Below are 14,765 nucleotides of genomic sequence, written 5' to 3' on the forward strand. Positions count from 1 at the left end.
ACGGCAGACCAGGAGGCGACATGACCACGACCACCACGCCGGACGCTCCCGCCGGCACGCTCGGCACCGCGTCCGAGGCCGTCCTCGACAACCCGCGCTGGTCGTCGCTCACCGGGGCGCACGCGCACCTGGCGGAGGGCAACGAGCTGGTGCTGCGCTACCCCGCCGACGTGTCCCCGTTCGCCGCGGTCCGGTCGTGGGACGACCCGGACGTCTGGGACGCGATCGTGGACGTCGCCGGCCACGGCGCGGAGTTCCCGGGGCCGCCGGCGGACGTGGCACTCCCCGCGGGCTGGGAGCGGGCCTCGCTCCACGAGGGCGTCCAGCTCGTCGAGACGGACCGGCTGACCACCCGCCCGGACGACGAGGCGATCGTGCTCGGCGCCGACGACGTGCCCGACATGCTCGCCCTCGTCGAGCGCTCGCGGCCGGGCCCATTCCTGCCGCGCACGTACCTCATGGGCCGCTACGTCGGGTTCCGGCGCGACGGACGCCTGGTCGCGATGGCCGGCGAGCGGCTGCAGCCGGAGGGCTGGACCGAGATCAGCGCCGTGACGACCGATCCCGACCACCGCGGCCAGGGCCTGGCCACCCGCCTCGTGCTCGACGTCGCGCACCACGTCCGCGAGCGCGGCGCCCGGCCCATGCTGCACGCGGCGGGGAACAACGCGAACGCGATCCGGCTCTACGAGAACCTCGGGTTCCGGCTGCGCGCCCGCACCGCGTTCGGCGCGATCCGCACGCCGCTCGCCTAGGGCGTGACCGAGGGCCGTGCGGGGTGGCGAAGGAGCCGGTTCCGGCGGAACGGGTGCCCTCGTCCCTGCGGACCGGTGCAAGTCCTCGACGTGTGACGACACCAGTGTGGTGAGGGCGCCCGTGCTGGACCACAGACGCCTGATGACGGCGACGAGAGCGGGGCGGCGGATGCGCGGGCGCGGGATGTCGAGCGTGGCCTTGCTGACGGTCGGCGTGGCCGTGCTCGCGGGGTGCCAGACGGCACCCGGGCCGAGCGTCGACCCCGACGTCGTCGTCGCCCGCTACGAACCGACGGGCGCCGGAGGTGACCAGGCCCTCCTCCGAGGCCGGGTCGCCGCGGTCCACGGGTGCATCGTCGTCGACGACGAGTCCTCGGACACGGTCTACACCGTGATCTTCCCTGCGGAGGCGCCGATCCCGCCTCTGGGCGAGGACGTCGAGCTGGTGGGAGGGGCGCACGACCGGTTGCCTGACGGCGTGACGACGAACGGCTGCGAGACCGCGCCGTTCTGGCTCGTGTCTGCCGACGCGTGAGGGTGTGCATGCCGGCGCGGTACGGGCTCGGCGGTGCGTAGGCTCGGGCGATGAGCCTTCTTGCTGCAGAGCACGCGCTGCACGCCGCCCAGCGCGCCGGAGACGTCGACGCGCTCGAGGCGTTGCTGCACCCTCGGTGCGTCGGGGCGGGCCCGGACGGATCCGTCTTCTCCAAGCACGACGACCTCGAGAGCTACCGCTCCGGCTTCCTGCAGATCACCCGCCTGGAGGAGGAGTCGCTCGAGGTCCAGGAGGACGTCGCGAGCGGGACGACCCGGCTGGTCGCCGCCGTGGACGCGATCCAGGGCGGCACCGCCGTGTCCGCGCGGTTGGTCTACACGCGCCTCTGGGTGCGTGCCGACGAGGGGTGGCGGGTGCTGGCTGCCACGCTCGCGCCCGCCGCCGAGCCGGCCTGACCGGCCCGGCGGCCGCTCGGGCGTGCAGCGCTCAGGCCTCCAGCAGGTCGGGCTGCGGGTGCCGCACGCCCTGCACGGCGCCGCGCGGGATGGCGGCGGAGATCGCCGCCAGGTCGTCGGGCCCCAGGTCGAGCGACGCGGCGGCGACGTTCTGCTCCAGGTAGCGCAGGCGCTTGGTGCCGGGGATGGGCACGATGTCCTCGCCCTGCGCGAGCAGCCACGCGAGGGCGAGCTGTGCGGTGGTGACCTCCCGGGCGGCGGCGAGGTCCTCCAGCGCCCGCACCAGGGCGCGGTTGTGCTCGAAGGCCTCCCCGGCGTAGCGGGCGTGCTTGCGGCGCACGTCGTCGGCGGCCAGGTCGGTCACCTGGTCGACCGTGCCGGTGAGGATGCCGCGCCCGAGCGGGGAGAAGGGCACGAACCCGATGCCGAGCTCGCGCAGCGCGGGCAGGACGGCGTCCTCGGGGTCGCGCGTCCAGAGCGAGTACTCGCTCTGCACGGCGGTGACCGGGTGCACGGCGTGCGCGCGGCGCACCGTGTCCGCGCCCGCCTCGGAGAGGCCGATCGCGCGGACCTTGCCCGCCGCGACCAGCTCGGCGAGCGCGCCGACGGTCTCCTCCACCGGCACCTGCGGGTCCACCCGGTGCAGGTAGTACAGGTCGAGGTGGTCCGTGCCGAGCCGGGCGAGCGACCGGTCGATCGCGGCGCGCACGTACTCCGGGCGCCCGTCGACGGGGCGACCGTCGGGATGCTTCCCGAGCCCGAACTTCGACGCCAGCACGATCCGCTCGCGCTGCGGGCCGAGCACCCGCCCGATGAGCTCCTCGTTGCGACCGGCGCCGTACACGTCCGCCGTGTCGATCAGCGTGACGCCGAGCTCGAGGGTGCGGCGCAGCACGGCCTCGGCCTCCGCGGCGTCGGCCGGGCCGTAGGAGTCGGCCACCGACATGCCGCCGAAGCCGACGGCCGAGACGGTGAGGGCGTGGGCGCCGGAGCCCAGGGTGCGGGTCGGCAGTGCGCGCGTGGGCAGGGTGCCCGTGGAGGGTGTCGTCATGCGCGCAGCCGACCACCCCCGCGGCGGCCCCGCAAGGCCGGCGGCGCGCCTCTCGGATGCTGGACGCCCGGCCCCGCCGATGGGCGTCGCCGCCGGTGTCAGCCGGCGGTGTCAGCCGATCGAGCGGCGGTGCCGCTCGGCCAGCTCCTGGTACTCGATCGCGTTGCGGCGCACGCGCTCGGCGCCCTCGGCGTCGAGCGGCCCGCGGTCCTTGGCGGGGACGCCCACGGCGAGGTGCCCGGCGGGGATCTCCTGCCCCTCGCGCACCAGCGCCCCGGCGGCCACGAACGCGCCCTCGCCCACGACGGCGTGGTTCAGCAGCGTGGCGCCCATGCCGACCAGGCTGCCGTCGCCCACGGTCGCGCCGTGGATGATCGCGCCGTGCCCCACGCCCACCCCGGCGCCGATGGTCGCGGGCACGCCGGTGTCCGTGTGCACCACGCAGTTGTCCTGGATGTTCGACCCCTCCCCGAGCACGATGGCGTCCATGTCGCCGCGCAGCACGGCGCCGTAGAACACGCTGGCGCGCGGCCCGATGCGCACGCGACCGATGATCGTCGCCGTCGGGGCGACCCACGCCGTGGGGTCGATCTCGGGGGTGTGGCCGTCGAAGGGGAGCACCGTCGCCATGACCCGGACCCTACCGTCGTCACACGCCGGCGGCCGTCACCTCCGCCCGGGCGGAGTCTGCGCGCACGGGCGCGGGCAGCCCCAGGTTGTCCCGCAGGGTCGAGCCCGAGTACTCGGTGCGCAGCGACCCCCGCTCCTGCAGCAGCGGGACCACGCGGTCGACGAACTCGTCGAGCCCGGTGGGGACCAGGTGCGAGCCGAGCACGAACCCGTCCGACCCGTCGCGCTGCACGAAGTCGTCGAGGGCGTCGGCGACCTGCGCGGGCGTGCCGACGAAGCTGCCGCGCGTGAACTCCTCGATCGCCGTCTGCCGCAGCGAGAGCCCCTCGGCCTGCGCCCGCGCCCGCAGGCGGGCGACCGTGGCGGGCCGGTCGGCGTGGATGAGCGCCCGCCCCGCGATGAACGGGGGCGCGTCCACGAGGGGCTCGACGTCGGGCAGCGGGCCCTCGGGGTCGTACCCCGACAGGTCGCGGTTCCAGATCTGCTCCAGCAGGATCTGCGCCGTCCGGCCCGGCACCTGCTCCTCGCGCACCCACCGGGACCTCTCGCGGGCCTCGGCCTCGGTGTCCCCCAGCACGAAGGACGCGCTGGGCAGGATCTTCAGGTGGTCGGGGTTGCGCCCGAGCCGCGCCGCCCGCGCCTTGACGTCCACGTAGTACTCCCGCGCCTCCTCGAACCTGCCGTACGGCGAGAAGATCGCGTCGGAACCGGCCGCGGCGAAGTCCCGCCCCTGCGGGGACACCCCGGCCTGCAGGATCACGGGGTGGCCCTGCGGCGGCCGCGGGACCCCGAACCGCCCCGCCACGTCGAACTGGGGACCGGAGTGCCGGAACGCGCCCGCGTCGCGCGGGGCGAACACGCCCGCCTCCTTGTCGATCACCAGGTCGTCGTCGGCCCAGGAGTCCCACAGCTCGCGCACCGTGGCCAGGGTCTCGGCCGCGCGCTCGTAGCGCTCGGAGCGGTCGAGGAAGCCGCCGCGCCGGAAGTTGGCCCCCGTGAAGGCGTCGAAGCTCGTCACGACGTTCCACGCCGCGCGCCCGCCCGAGAGGTGGTCCAGTGAGGCCAGCTGGCGGGCCAGCTCGTACGGCTCGTTGAACGTCGAGTTGATCGTGCCGGCGAGGCCCAGGTGGTCCGTCACGGCCGCGAGGGAGGCCAGCACGGTGAACGTGTCGGGGCGCCCGACGACGTCCTGGTCGAAGACCTCGCCGTCGCGCTCGCGCAGGGCGAGCCCCTCGGCGAGGAAGAAGAAGTCGAAGCGCCCCCGCTCGGCGGTGCGCGCCGTGTGCTCGAACGACGAGAAGTCGATCTGGCTGCCCGCCTCGGGCAGGTGCCACAGGGTGTGGTGGTTCACGCCGCCCAGGTAGGCGCCGAGGATGATCTGTTTGCGGGGCTTGTTCTCGGGGATGCTCATGGTCGGGTCCTCTCGGTCGGCGGTGTCACGGTCGGCGGTGTCACGGTCGGCGATGCCACGGTCGGCGCTGCCAGGGCCGTCTCAGACGGCGGCGAAGCGGTTCGAGACGTCGGCGGGCAGGCCCAGCAGCCCGCGCAGGGTGGCGCCGTCGGCGTCGTAGGAGGTGCGCGCGAGCCCACGGCGCCGCAGCTCGGGCAGCAGGTCGGCGGTGATCGCGTCCAGGTCGTCGGGCAGGACGGCGGGCCGCAGCCGGACACCGTCGTACCCGAGCCGCACCCACGCCTCCACGACGTCGGCGACCCCGGCCGCGCTGCCCACGACGACGCGCACGTCGGTGACCCACGGCCCGCCGGCACGGTCGTCCAGGCGCGCGAGGCGGTCCGCGCCGCGCTCCCCCGGGGTGTCCAGCACGACGGCGAGGTCCGCGACCACACGCAGCGGCTCGCCGGTGCGCCCGACGCGCTCCTCGGCCGCGCGCACGTCGGCGAGCACGGCCGGGGCGCCGGCGTCGTCCGCGGGCGTGACGAACACGACGTCGCCCGCCCGGGCGGCCGCCTCGTACGGGATCGCGGCGTGCGCGAGCAGGGTCACGACGGGCTGGCCCTGCGGCGGGCGCGGCGTGATCGACGGCCCGCGCACCGAGAACCAGGGCGTCTCGGCGTCGACCCGGTGCACCTTGTCACGGTCGATGAACCGGCGCGTCGCGGCGTCGCGGATCTCGGCGTCGTCCTCCCACGAGTCCCACAGCGCGCGCACGGTGTCGACGACGGCGACGGCCTCGTCGAACAGGTCGGCCACGTGCTCGGCTCCGCGCACCGCGAGGAAGTCCTCGAACGCGGCCTCGGGCACCTCGCGACGGCCGGTCAGGGCCGCGTCGGCGGCGCCCGCCGACACCCGCACCTGCCAACCCGCGCGCCCGCGGCTCGTGTGGTCGAGCGTGGCGAGCGCCTTGGAGACGTGGAACGGCTCGGTGTGCGTGGTGGTGACCACCGGGACGAGGCCGACGTGCCGGGTGGCGGGGGCGACCCGCGCGGCGACCAGCTCGGCGTCGAGCCGCACCCGCACGCGGTCGACGCGCTCCCCGTCCGGGTCGTCGTACGGCACCGTCGGCAGGCCGAAGCTGTCCTCGAAGGTCACGAGGTCGACGAGACCGGCCTCGGCACGCCGGGCGAGGTCCACCCAGTAGTGCGGGTCGGTCAGGGCCTCGGGGCGGGCCTCCGGCTCCCGCCACGCGGCCGGATGCCAGCCCGCGCCGTCGAGGGCGACGGCGACGACCGGTCGCGCGGCCGACGGGATGCTGTTCGGGGTGGTGGTGCTCGACATGTGCTGCTCCTCGAAGTCTGCGTCGATGTCCGTGCCGCCGCGGGGCCCGGGACCCCGGGGCGATGACGGCCGGTCCCGGTGGCGGGAACCTAGGTCCGCGGCGCGCGGCGCCCCAGGGTTCCGGCCGAGCGTCTCTTCAGGTGAGACGGTCGGCCCGGCAGGCCGGCGGCGGACGCCCCGGCCGCCACGGTCAGAAGCTGCGGAGGTTGGCGCGCAGGCCACCCTCGGCGTGCTCGGTGCGCAGGATCCCCCTGCGGCGCAGGATCGGCACCAGCTCGTCGAGCGTGCGGTGCACGGTGACCGCGTGCAGGTCGCCCCACAGCAGCACGCCGTCGTTGCCCCACTCGCCGAGCTCCTCGATCAGGTCGGCGAGCTCGTCGGCCGTGCCGACCCACCCGCTGCGGTCGGCGATCCGCCCGGCCCGCGCGAACGCGGTGAGCAGGGCGCGCAGCGGCGTCGTCGCGACGTCGTGGTCCCCCACGAGCCGCCGCACCGACCCGTGCGACACGTGCTCGCCGAACGTCCCCGGCGGCAGCGGCGCGTCCAGGTCGAGGGCGGTGAGGTCCGTCTCCAGGTCGCTCGACTGCTGCTCGGCGACCCGGAGCAGGGTCGCCTCGTCAGGGCGCGCCGAGGCAGCGACCACCCGGTCCGCCTCCTCGGGGCTGGACACCAGCACGGGCTTGATCGCGAAGAGCACCTTGACGTCCTCGGGCGCCCGCCCCGCGTCGCGGGCCGCGGCGTGCACCTTCGCCCGGTAGGCGCGCACGCCCTCCTGGGTCAGCGGGGCCAGCGCGAGCTGCACGTCGCTGTTGGCCCCGGCGAACCCGAGGCCCCGGGCCGACCCGCCGGGCGAGACGATCGCGGGCTCGTCCCCGTCCGGGAACGGGATCGCGTTCAGCGGCCCGTCGAACGCGTAGTGCTCGCCGCGGTACCGCACCGGCCGCAGCCGCGACCCGTCGGCGTACCGGCCGGTCACCGGGTCCGCGACGAGCGCGCCGTCGTCCCAGCTGCGCCACAGGTCGCGCACCCCCGCCAGCCACTCCTCGGCCCGGTCGTACGCGGCGTCGTGGGACAGCGGTGGCGCGTCGGAGAAGTGCCGCGCGCTGCCGACGTCCGTCACGACGTTGATCCCGAGCCGCCCGCCGGACAGGTGCTGGAGCGAGGCGAGCTGCCGCGCCGCGGTGTACGGCAGGACGGCGGCCGGGTTCACGGTCGGCACGACGCCGAGGTGCCGCGTCGCGGCGAACAGGTACGGGGCCAGCAGGAGCGGGTCGTGCTTGGGCCCGCCGAACGCGGCGCGCACCCGCAGGTCGAGCGTCTCGGGCCCGCCGAGGGACGGCGCGTCCTCGATGATCAGCAGGTCGAGCCCGGCCTGGTCCAGCGCCCGCGCGGACTCCTGGTAGAGGTCCGGCCGGGTCCAGTCGTAGCCCCACCCGAGGGAGTCGTGGCCCCAGCCGTGCGGGCCGAAGCCGCGCGCGAGGAACCAGCCGAGGTGCTGCAGCCGGGTCATGCCGCCACCGCCTTGAGGCCGCGCTCGAGGTCGTCCAGGAGGTCGGGCAGGTCCTCGATGCCGACGGACAGGCGCAGCGTGCCCGGGTGGACGCCCTGCGCGGCCTGCTCGGCCGGGGTGCGCAGCACGTGGCTGGTGCTCGCCGGGTGCAGCACGAGGGAGCGCACGTCGCCCACGTGCGTCATGTGCGTGACGACCCCCAGGCCCTCGACGAACCGGCGCGCCGCCGACGCGCCGCCGTGGAGCGTCACCTGCAGGACGGCGCCCTGCCCGTCGGGCAGGTAGCGGCGCGCGAGCCCGTCCGACGGGCTCGCGCCGAGGCCCGGGTAGTCCACGTGGTCGACCTCCGGCCGCCCGTCGAGGAACCGCGCGACGGCCAGCGCGTTCGTGCTCTGCCGTGCCACGCGCAACGAGAGCGTCTCGACGCCCTGCCCCACGAGGAACGCGTTGATCGGCGACGGGGTCGGCCCGAACCGCGGCGCGACGCTCTCGCGGAGGTAGGCGATCCGGGCCCGGCCGCCGTGCCGCTCGACGAGGCTCGCCGCGCCCAGCCGCGACGGGGCGACCAGGTGCGGGTACAGCCGGCCCGACGCCTCGGCGTCGAACGTCCCGGCGTCGACCACCACCCCGCCCAGCACCGACCCGTGCCCGGCGAGGAACTTGCTCGCGGAGTGCACCACGACGTCGGCGCCGTGCTCGATCGGGCGCAGCAGGTACGGGGTGGCCAGCGTGTTGTCGACGACGAACGCGAGACCGCGGGCGTGCGCGACCCGCGCGATCGCGGCGAGGTCGTGCACGTCGCCGCGCGCGTTGGGGATCGACTCCAGGAACACGACCCGGGTGTCCGGGGTGATCGCCCGCTCCCACGCGCCGACGTCCGCCGGGTCCGCGACGAAGTCGGTCTCGATCCCGAGGCGGGGCAGGTTCTCCAGGAACAGCCCCCGCGTGCCCTCGTAGAGGCTGGGCGAGGCGAGCACGCGCTGGCCCGCGCCGACGAGGCCGAGGAGCGTCGTCGTGATCGCCGCCTGGCCCGAGGCGAGGAACAGCGCCTCGGCACCGCCCTCCAGGCGGGCGATCCGGCGCTCGACGGACTCCGTGGTCGGGTTGCCGTGGCGCGTGTACGCGTATCCCTCGCCGGCGCCGAAGTGCGCCTCGGCGTCCTCGTAGCCGGCGAACCGGAACCCCGCCGTGAGATGGATCGGGGTCGCTCGAGGGCTCGCGCTCCCGGGGCCGTCGCCCTCGGAACCCCCGGCGTGGACCTGTGTCGTCGTGAACCCGTGGGGCCGGGTCGGGTCGGTGGGGTGCGTCTCGGTCAGGGTCGTCAACGTCGTCTCCAGGAGAACCGTGCTTACCCCCGCGCGGTCGCGCAGCGGTCAGGTCGCTCCCGGGGCACCCCGTCACGTCGAAGGGTTGCCGGCCAGCCAGCCGGGCCTTGGCACTGGCGCTCGTCACCTGGGGCGCAGGGAAGCCGACGAGGGCGCGGCCGTCAACCCCGGTCCGGCGCGGTCTCGTATGCCGGACCCGCACGTGCTGTCCCAGCTACCGCAGCGACCTGACGAAGCAGACGCTCGACTCGGGCGGGTAGGGCGGGTACGGCGGGATCCGCCGCCACCCCTCGCGCTCGTAGAGCGCGACCGCCTCCGGTTGCAGCACACCGGTCTGCAGCCGCAGCTCGCCGATCCCCCGCTCCCGCGCCGAGCCCTCCACCGCCGTCAACGCCGCGGCCGCCAGGCCGCGCCGCCGGTGGGCGGGGCGCACGAAGAGCCGCTTGACCTCGTACGTCACCGCGTCGGTCGCCGCGTCCGGCGTGCCGAGCCGGCGCAGCGACGCCGTCGCGACAGGCTCGTCGCCGACGAGGGCCAACCAGGTCACGAGGACCTCCTCGGCCGTCGGCACGACCTGGAGGCCGCCGGGCGCGCGCGCCGCGAACAGGCGGGCCCGCTCGGCGCGCAGGGCGGCGTAGCGGGGCGCGAGGTCCGCGTCCATGGCGTCCCGGAGGGCGGCCACGCGGGGGTCGTCCCATCCGGTGGCGACCCATCGCGCCGGTCCCGGCGGGCCGTCCCCGGGAGTCGCGGGGCCGGGGACCCTGGCGGTGGCCGTTCCCATGCCCGCCCTCAGCGCAGGAACGTCGTGACGACGTCGTGCAGCGCGGCGGTGGTGAGCTCGAGGGAGGCGACGTCGACCCGCTCGTCGTTGCCGTGGAACAGCCCGCGCCACGCGCCGGGGTCCCAGTCGGCGCTGAGCAGCCCGAAGCCGTAGGCCGGGACGCCGCGGCGCCGGTAGAACCGCCCGTCGGTGCCGCCCGTGCCGAGGGTCGGCACCACGGGGGCGCCCCCGGTGCGGGCCGACACCGTCCGCTCGATGACGCGGTACAGGTCGTTGTCCGTGGGCGACAGGGAGGGCTCGCCGAACCGGTCGCCCACGATCTCGACGTGCTCCGCCAGGTCCCCGAGGGTCTCGGTGAGCAGCGCCTCGACGTCGCCGGGCCGGGTGCCCGGCAGGACGCGGATGTCGAGCGTGATCTCGGCCAGGCCCGGGATGACGTTCGGCTTGGACCCGGCGCCGATGACGGTCGGGGCGAGCGTCGTGTGCGTCGTGGCGTGCGCGACCGCGCCGAGGGCGCCGAGCCGCGGGAGCGCGTCGTCGAGCCGCTCCGGGTCGAGCAGGGCGGCGCGCAGGTCGGGCTCCGGCGCCAGCGCGTCCACGTACCGGCGCCAGAGGTCGCCGACGACGACGGGGCCGCGGGCGGCGGCGATGCGCCGCACCACCTCCGCGGCGATGACGATGGCGTTCCTGCTGCCCCACGGCCCGGAGCCGTGCCCGGGCCGGCCGTGCACGCGCAGCAGCCGGCCGGCGCCGCCCTTCTCCCCCACGGCCAGCGTCCGCGCCCCGAGCGGCCCCACGGGCACGCCGCCGGACTCGGTGAGCACGTGGTCGGCCCGCACCAGGTCCCACCGATGGGTGGTGAGCCAGTCGACCCCCCACACGCTGCCGTGCTCCTCGTCCGCGACGGCGGCGAGCAGCAGGTCGCCGCGCGGCGGGCGGCCGGAGGTCGCGAGCGCCCGCGTCACGACGGCGTAGGCCGCCGTGAGCCCGAGCATGTCGATCGCGCCCCGGCCCCAGACCCAGCCGTCGACGAGCTCGGCCCCGAACGGGTCGCGGCTCCAGCCGTCCGGCTCGACGGGGACGACGTCGGTGTGCCCGACCAGGCCGAGGCTCGGCGCCGTCGGGTCGGTGCCGTGCACGCGCGTGACCAGCGACGTGCGCCCGGGCTGCGGCTCCACCCGCTCGAGCTCCAGCCCGGCGCCGTCGAGGAAGTCCGCGATGGTCTCCGCGTTGCGGACCTCCTGGCCCGAGCCCACCGTGCCGTCGTTGACGCACGCGTTGCGGATGAGCGCCCGCAGCAGCTCGACCGTCTGGCCCGCGAGCACCTCCTCGGTCGTGAGCCGCCGCCCGCCGCTCGTGGGCGCCGCCGTCGTCGTGGACGTCGTCGTGGAGGTCGTCGTGGTCGTCATACCGTCTCCAGCCTCTGCACGGCCCGGCGGCCGGGGATGGCCGCGACGAGCTCGCGCGTGTACTCCTCCTGCGGGTCCAGCAGGATCTGGTCCGCCGCACCCTGCTCCACGAGCCGGCCGCGGCTCATCACGCCGACCTGGTCGGCCACCTGCCGCACGACCGCGAGGTCGTGCGAGATGAACAGGTACGCGAGCCCGTGCTCGGCCTGGAGCCGCACCAGCAGCTCGAGGATCTGCGCCTGCACCGAGACGTCGAGCGCGGACACGGGCTCGTCCAGCACGACGAGCTCCGGCTGCAGGGCCAGCGCCCGCGCGATGGCGACGCGCTGGCGCTGCCCGCCGGACAGCTCCCGGGGGCCGCGCCGCAGCACGTCGGCCGGCAGCGCGACGTCCTCGATCAGGGCCCGCGCCCGGTCGGCGCGCTCCGCGCGATCGCCCACGCCGTAGGCGCGCAGCGGCTCGGCCACGATCTGCTCCACCGTGAACCGGGGGTCGAGCGACGCGTACGGGCTCTGGTACACCACCTGGAAGCCCCGTCGCAGCGCGCGCAGCTCCCGTCCGCGCGCGTCCGTGATGTCCTCGCCGCGGAACACGACGCTCCCGGCCGTGGGCTGCTCGAGACGCAGCGCCAGGCGCGCCGTCGTGCTCTTGCCCGAGCCGGACTCCCCGACCAGGGCGTAGGTGCGGCCCCGCCCCACCGCGAGGCTCACGTCGTCGACCGCGACGAGGGTGCGGCGCTCCGCCCCGCGCGGCAGTGGGAACTCCTTGCGGACGCCGTCGAGCGCGAGCACCGGCGACGCCGTGCCCTCCGCGGAGGACGGCGCCGGCTCCGCGCGCCGCTCGGCGTCGGGGGCGGGGCCGCGGTCGCCGCCGACGACGACGAGGCGCGAGCTCGCCAGGCTCGGCGCGGCCGCCAGGAGCGCGCGCGTGTACGGGTGCTGCGGGTCGGCCAGCAGGCGGGCGGCGGGGCCCTCCTCGACCACCAGTCCCTGCTCGAGGACCACGATGCGGTCGGCGCGGTCGGCGGCCACCCCCAGGTCGTGGGTGATGAGCAGCACCGCGGTGCCCGTCTCGCGCACGAGCGAGTCGAGGTGGTCCAGGATGCGGCGCTGCACGGTGACGTCGAGGGCGCTGGTCGGCTCGTCCGCGACGATCAGGCGGGGCCCGGCCGCGATGGCGATCGCGATGAGCACCCGTTGACGCAGGCCGCCCGAGAGTTGGTGCGGGTACTGGCGCGCCCGCGCCGCGGGGTCGTCCACGCCGGCCTGGCGCAGCAGCTCGACGGCGCGGACCTTGGCGTCCGCGCGGCGCGCCAACCCGTGGATGACGAGCACCTCGGCGACCTGGTCCCCCACCCGGACCACCGGGTTGAGGGAGACGGTCGGGTCCTGCGGCACCAGGCCCACGTGGCGGCCGCGCACGTCCTGCCACTCCTTCGCCGTGAGGTCGGAGAGGTCCCGGCCGTCGAGCCGGATGCGGCCGGCCGTGACCTCGCCGCCGCGGGGAAGCAGGTGCAGGGCGGCGTGCGCCGTCGTGCTCTTGCCCGAGCCGGACTCGCCGACCAGGGCCACCACCTCTCCCGCCCCGACCCGCAGGTCCACGCCCCGCACGGCGGGGCGGGTGCCGCCGTCGGCGGCCCGGTAGGCCACCTCGAGGCCGCTGATCTCGAGCACCGGGGTCTGGGGCGCGGGCGCCTCCGCCGCCGGCGGGCGTGCTGCTCCGGTCACTGGTCCTCTCCCGACTTCTCCAGGGCCCGCGACACACGGTTGGCGGCGAGCACGACGGCCACGATGACGAGCCCGGGCAGGGTGGTGAGCCACCACGCGGTGGCGAGGTAGTCGCGCCCGCCGGAGACGAGCGCGCCCCACTCGGGCGCTGGTGGCGGCGTGCCGTAGCCGAGGAAGCTCAGCGCGGACACGGCCAGCACGGCGGTGCCGAAGTCGAGGGCGACGAGCGCCAGCACGGGGCCGGAGGAGTTCGGCAGCACGTGGCGCCCGAGCACGGCGGGCCAACGTAGCCCGGACGCCCGGGCCGCCTCGACGTACACGGAGGTCGACACGCGCAGCACCTCGGCCCGCATGACGCGGGCGAAGGTCGCCACCGAGCCGATGCCGACCGCGATCGCCACCTTGACCGGCCCGAAGCCGAGCGCGGTGATGATCGCCAGGGAGAGCAGGATGCTCGGGATCGCGAGGAGCACGTCGACGAGCCGGCCGATCACGTCGTCCACCCAGCCGCGCAGGAAGCCCGCGAGCAGGCCCAGCAGGGACCCGAGGACGAGGCCGACGACCACCGCGAGCGCCGTCGTGCGCAGCGTGAGCGACGCGCCGTGCACCACCCGGGCGTACACGTCGCGCCCTAGGTGGTCGGTGCCGAACCAGTGCGCGCCCGACGGCGCCTGCAGCCGGTCGGCGGGGACGCCGCCCAGCGGGTCCTGGGCGGTGAACGCCTGCGGCACGACCGCCCAGGCGGCGACGAGCAGCAGCACGGCCACCGCGACCAGCAGCCCCGGCCGTCGCAGCACGTGGCGGACGGCGCGGGCCGCGCGCCGGGGTCGGCCGTCGCGCGCCGCGCCGGCGGCGGGCGCCGGGACGGGAGCGGCGGCCCGGGCCGCGGGCCGGGAGAGGGTCTGGAGCGTCATGCGGTCACCGCCGTGGGTCGCCTCGTGCGGGCCCGGCGCGGGGCCCGCACCTGGATCCTGGGGTCGAGCAGGGGGTAGACGAGGTCGACCACGAGGGTGACGACGACGAAGACGAGCGCCGAGAGCACGACGATCGCCAGGACCACGGGCACGTCCTGCTGGTTGACCGACTGCACGGTGAGCCGGCCGAGCCCGACGCGGGAGAACACCGTCTCGGTGACCACGGCGCCCCCGAGCAGGCCGCCCACCATGACGCCGAGCACGGTGAACGCCGGGATGGCGGCGTTGCGCAGGGCGTGCGCGAGGTGCACCCGGGTGCGGCTCGCGCCCTTGGCCCACGCCGTCTCGACGTAGGGCTCGCCGAGCGTGCCCCGCAGGGAGCGGGACAGGATCTGGGCGAGCTGGGCCCCGGCCGGGACGGCGAGCGTGATCGTGGGCAGCACGAGGCTGATCGCGCCGTCGTTGCCGATCGCCGGGAACACCGGCACCCGGAACGAGAACCACTGCAGCAGCACCAGGCCCACGAAGAACGTGGGCAGCGCGACCCCGAGCGGCGGCAGCGCGGACAGCGCCTGGCGCAGGAACCGGGCCCGCGGGAAGACGCTGGCCACGGCGACCGCGGTGCCCCCGACGACGGCGACCACCAGCGCCGTGCCGGTGAGCTTGAGCGTCTCGGGCAGGGCCTGTGCGACGAGCGTGGTCGCGGGGGCGCCGCTCACGTAGGAGGTGCCGAAGTCGCCGGTCAGCGCGGCGAGCAGGGCGGCGCCGTACTGCACGAGGACCGGGCGGTCGAGCCCGTACTCGGCCCGCAGCGCGGCCAGCTGGGCCGGGTCGACCTGGCTCACCTCGCCGCCACCGGACGCGACCAGGGCGGCCGGGTCGCTGGGCAGCAGGTAGAGGACGAAGAACGCGACGGTGAAGGCCGCCCAGAGGACGAACACCCCCTGCCCGGCGCGCCGCAGCACGTAGCGGGTCATC

General features: G+C 76.0%; 14 protein-coding genes and 1 riboswitch. Of the genes, 3 read left to right on the top strand and 11 right to left on the bottom strand.

What is annotated here, in order from left to right; translation table 11 throughout:
• The first annotated feature begins 20 nt into the window (after positions 1–20).
• The 3 genes from ACFQ80_RS01375 (at position 21) to ACFQ80_RS01385 (ending at position 1,706) form a co-directional block, all read left to right on the top strand.
• Complete coding sequence (locus ACFQ80_RS01375) at positions 21–755, top strand: GNAT family N-acetyltransferase (protein ID WP_430562271.1); 735 nt, start codon at positions 21–23, stop codon at positions 753–755.
• A 142-nt stretch (positions 756–897) separates the two neighbouring features.
• Positions 898–1,290 (top strand): hypothetical protein, encoded by a 393-nt coding sequence (locus ACFQ80_RS01380; protein WP_430562272.1) that lies wholly within the window; start codon positions 898–900, stop codon positions 1,288–1,290.
• 50 nt (positions 1,291–1,340) lie between these two features.
• Positions 1,341–1,706: a nuclear transport factor 2 family protein gene (locus ACFQ80_RS01385; RefSeq protein ID WP_430562273.1), complete on the top strand. Its 366-nt coding sequence runs from the start codon at positions 1,341–1,343 to the stop codon at positions 1,704–1,706.
• Positions 1,707–1,737: 31 nt separating this feature from the next.
• On the opposite strand, the gene ACFQ80_RS01390 is transcribed toward ACFQ80_RS01385, so the two are convergent.
• The 11 genes from ACFQ80_RS01390 to ACFQ80_RS01440 form a co-directional block, all read right to left on the bottom strand.
• The gene (locus tag ACFQ80_RS01390) at positions 1,738–2,757 is read right to left on the bottom strand and encodes an aldo/keto reductase (RefSeq protein WP_430562274.1); all 1,020 of its coding nucleotides are present in this window, start codon (positions 2,755–2,757) and stop codon (positions 1,738–1,740) included.
• A gap of 111 nt (positions 2,758–2,868) precedes the next feature.
• Complete coding sequence (locus ACFQ80_RS01395; protein ID WP_430551168.1) at positions 2,869–3,387, bottom strand: gamma carbonic anhydrase family protein; 519 nt, start codon at positions 3,385–3,387, stop codon at positions 2,869–2,871.
• A gap of 19 nt (positions 3,388–3,406) precedes the next feature.
• On the bottom strand, positions 3,407–4,798 hold the full coding sequence (locus ACFQ80_RS01400) for an NtaA/DmoA family FMN-dependent monooxygenase (protein ID WP_430562275.1): 1,392 nt from the start codon (positions 4,796–4,798) through the stop codon (positions 3,407–3,409).
• A gap of 81 nt (positions 4,799–4,879) precedes the next feature.
• On the bottom strand, positions 4,880–6,121 hold the full coding sequence (locus ACFQ80_RS01405) for an LLM class flavin-dependent oxidoreductase (protein WP_430562276.1): 1,242 nt from the start codon (positions 6,119–6,121) through the stop codon (positions 4,880–4,882).
• Positions 6,122–6,311: 190 nt separating this feature from the next.
• Positions 6,312–7,631 (bottom strand): LLM class flavin-dependent oxidoreductase, encoded by a 1,320-nt coding sequence (locus ACFQ80_RS01410; protein ID WP_430562277.1) that lies wholly within the window; start codon positions 7,629–7,631, stop codon positions 6,312–6,314.
• Positions 7,628–8,956: an O-acetylhomoserine aminocarboxypropyltransferase/cysteine synthase family protein gene (locus ACFQ80_RS01415; protein ID WP_430562278.1), complete on the bottom strand. Its 1,329-nt coding sequence runs from the start codon at positions 8,954–8,956 to the stop codon at positions 7,628–7,630. The genes ACFQ80_RS01410 and ACFQ80_RS01415 overlap by 4 nt, the downstream gene beginning before the upstream one ends.
• 14 nt (positions 8,957–8,970) lie before the next feature.
• A riboswitch (SAM riboswitch) is annotated at positions 8,971–9,084 on the bottom strand.
• Between the two features lie 86 nt (positions 9,085–9,170).
• Entirely contained in the window at positions 9,171–9,638 is a 468-nt protein-coding gene (locus ACFQ80_RS01420; protein WP_430551163.1) for a GNAT family N-acetyltransferase, read from the bottom strand.
• A 107-nt stretch (positions 9,639–9,745) separates the two neighbouring features.
• Positions 9,746–11,146, bottom strand: a complete 1,401-nt coding sequence (locus ACFQ80_RS01425; RefSeq protein WP_430562279.1) for a M20/M25/M40 family metallo-hydrolase — start codon at positions 11,144–11,146, stop codon at positions 9,746–9,748.
• Positions 11,143–12,873, bottom strand: a complete 1,731-nt coding sequence (locus ACFQ80_RS01430; RefSeq protein ID WP_430562280.1) for a dipeptide ABC transporter ATP-binding protein — start codon at positions 12,871–12,873, stop codon at positions 11,143–11,145. The genes ACFQ80_RS01425 and ACFQ80_RS01430 overlap by 4 nt, the downstream gene beginning before the upstream one ends.
• On the bottom strand, positions 12,870–13,787 hold the full coding sequence (locus ACFQ80_RS01435) for an ABC transporter permease (RefSeq protein ID WP_430562281.1): 918 nt from the start codon (positions 13,785–13,787) through the stop codon (positions 12,870–12,872). Before ACFQ80_RS01435 ends, ACFQ80_RS01430 begins: the two co-directional genes overlap by 4 nt.
• Positions 13,784–14,764, bottom strand: a complete 981-nt coding sequence (locus ACFQ80_RS01440; protein WP_430562282.1) for an ABC transporter permease — start codon at positions 14,762–14,764, stop codon at positions 13,784–13,786. The genes ACFQ80_RS01435 and ACFQ80_RS01440 overlap by 4 nt, the downstream gene beginning before the upstream one ends.
• Position 14,765: the final 1 nt, after the last annotated feature.

Origin of the sequence: Isoptericola sp. NPDC056578 (assembly GCF_042793275.1) — a bacterium.
GTDB lineage: Bacteria > Actinomycetota > Actinomycetes > Actinomycetales > Cellulomonadaceae > Isoptericola.

Bases quoted from the DNA above. Each gene is read 5' to 3' on its own strand.
- ACFQ80_RS01375 (WP_430562271.1), top strand. From the start codon at position 21: ATGACCACGACCACCACGCCGGACGCTCCCGCCGGCACGCTCGGCACC.
- ACFQ80_RS01380 (WP_430562272.1), top strand. From the start codon at position 898: ATGACGGCGACGAGAGCGGGGCGGCGGATGCGCGGGCGCGGGATGTCG.
- ACFQ80_RS01385 (WP_430562273.1), top strand. From the start codon at position 1,341: ATGAGCCTTCTTGCTGCAGAGCACGCGCTGCACGCCGCCCAGCGCGCC.
- ACFQ80_RS01390 (WP_430562274.1), bottom strand. From the start codon at position 2,757: ATGACGACACCCTCCACGGGCACCCTGCCCACGCGCGCACTGCCGACC.
- ACFQ80_RS01395 (WP_430551168.1), bottom strand. From the start codon at position 3,387: ATGGCGACGGTGCTCCCCTTCGACGGCCACACCCCCGAGATCGACCCC.
- ACFQ80_RS01400 (WP_430562275.1), bottom strand. From the start codon at position 4,798: ATGAGCATCCCCGAGAACAAGCCCCGCAAACAGATCATCCTCGGCGCC.
- ACFQ80_RS01405 (WP_430562276.1), bottom strand. From the start codon at position 6,121: ATGTCGAGCACCACCACCCCGAACAGCATCCCGTCGGCCGCGCGACCG.
- ACFQ80_RS01410 (WP_430562277.1), bottom strand. From the start codon at position 7,631: ATGACCCGGCTGCAGCACCTCGGCTGGTTCCTCGCGCGCGGCTTCGGC.
- ACFQ80_RS01425 (WP_430562279.1), bottom strand. From the start codon at position 11,146: ATGACGACCACGACGACCTCCACGACGACGTCCACGACGACGGCGGCG.
- ACFQ80_RS01435 (WP_430562281.1), bottom strand. From the start codon at position 13,787: ATGACGCTCCAGACCCTCTCCCGGCCCGCGGCCCGGGCCGCCGCTCCC.
- ACFQ80_RS01440 (WP_430562282.1), bottom strand. From the start codon at position 14,764: ATGACCCGCTACGTGCTGCGGCGCGCCGGGCAGGGGGTGTTCGTCCTC.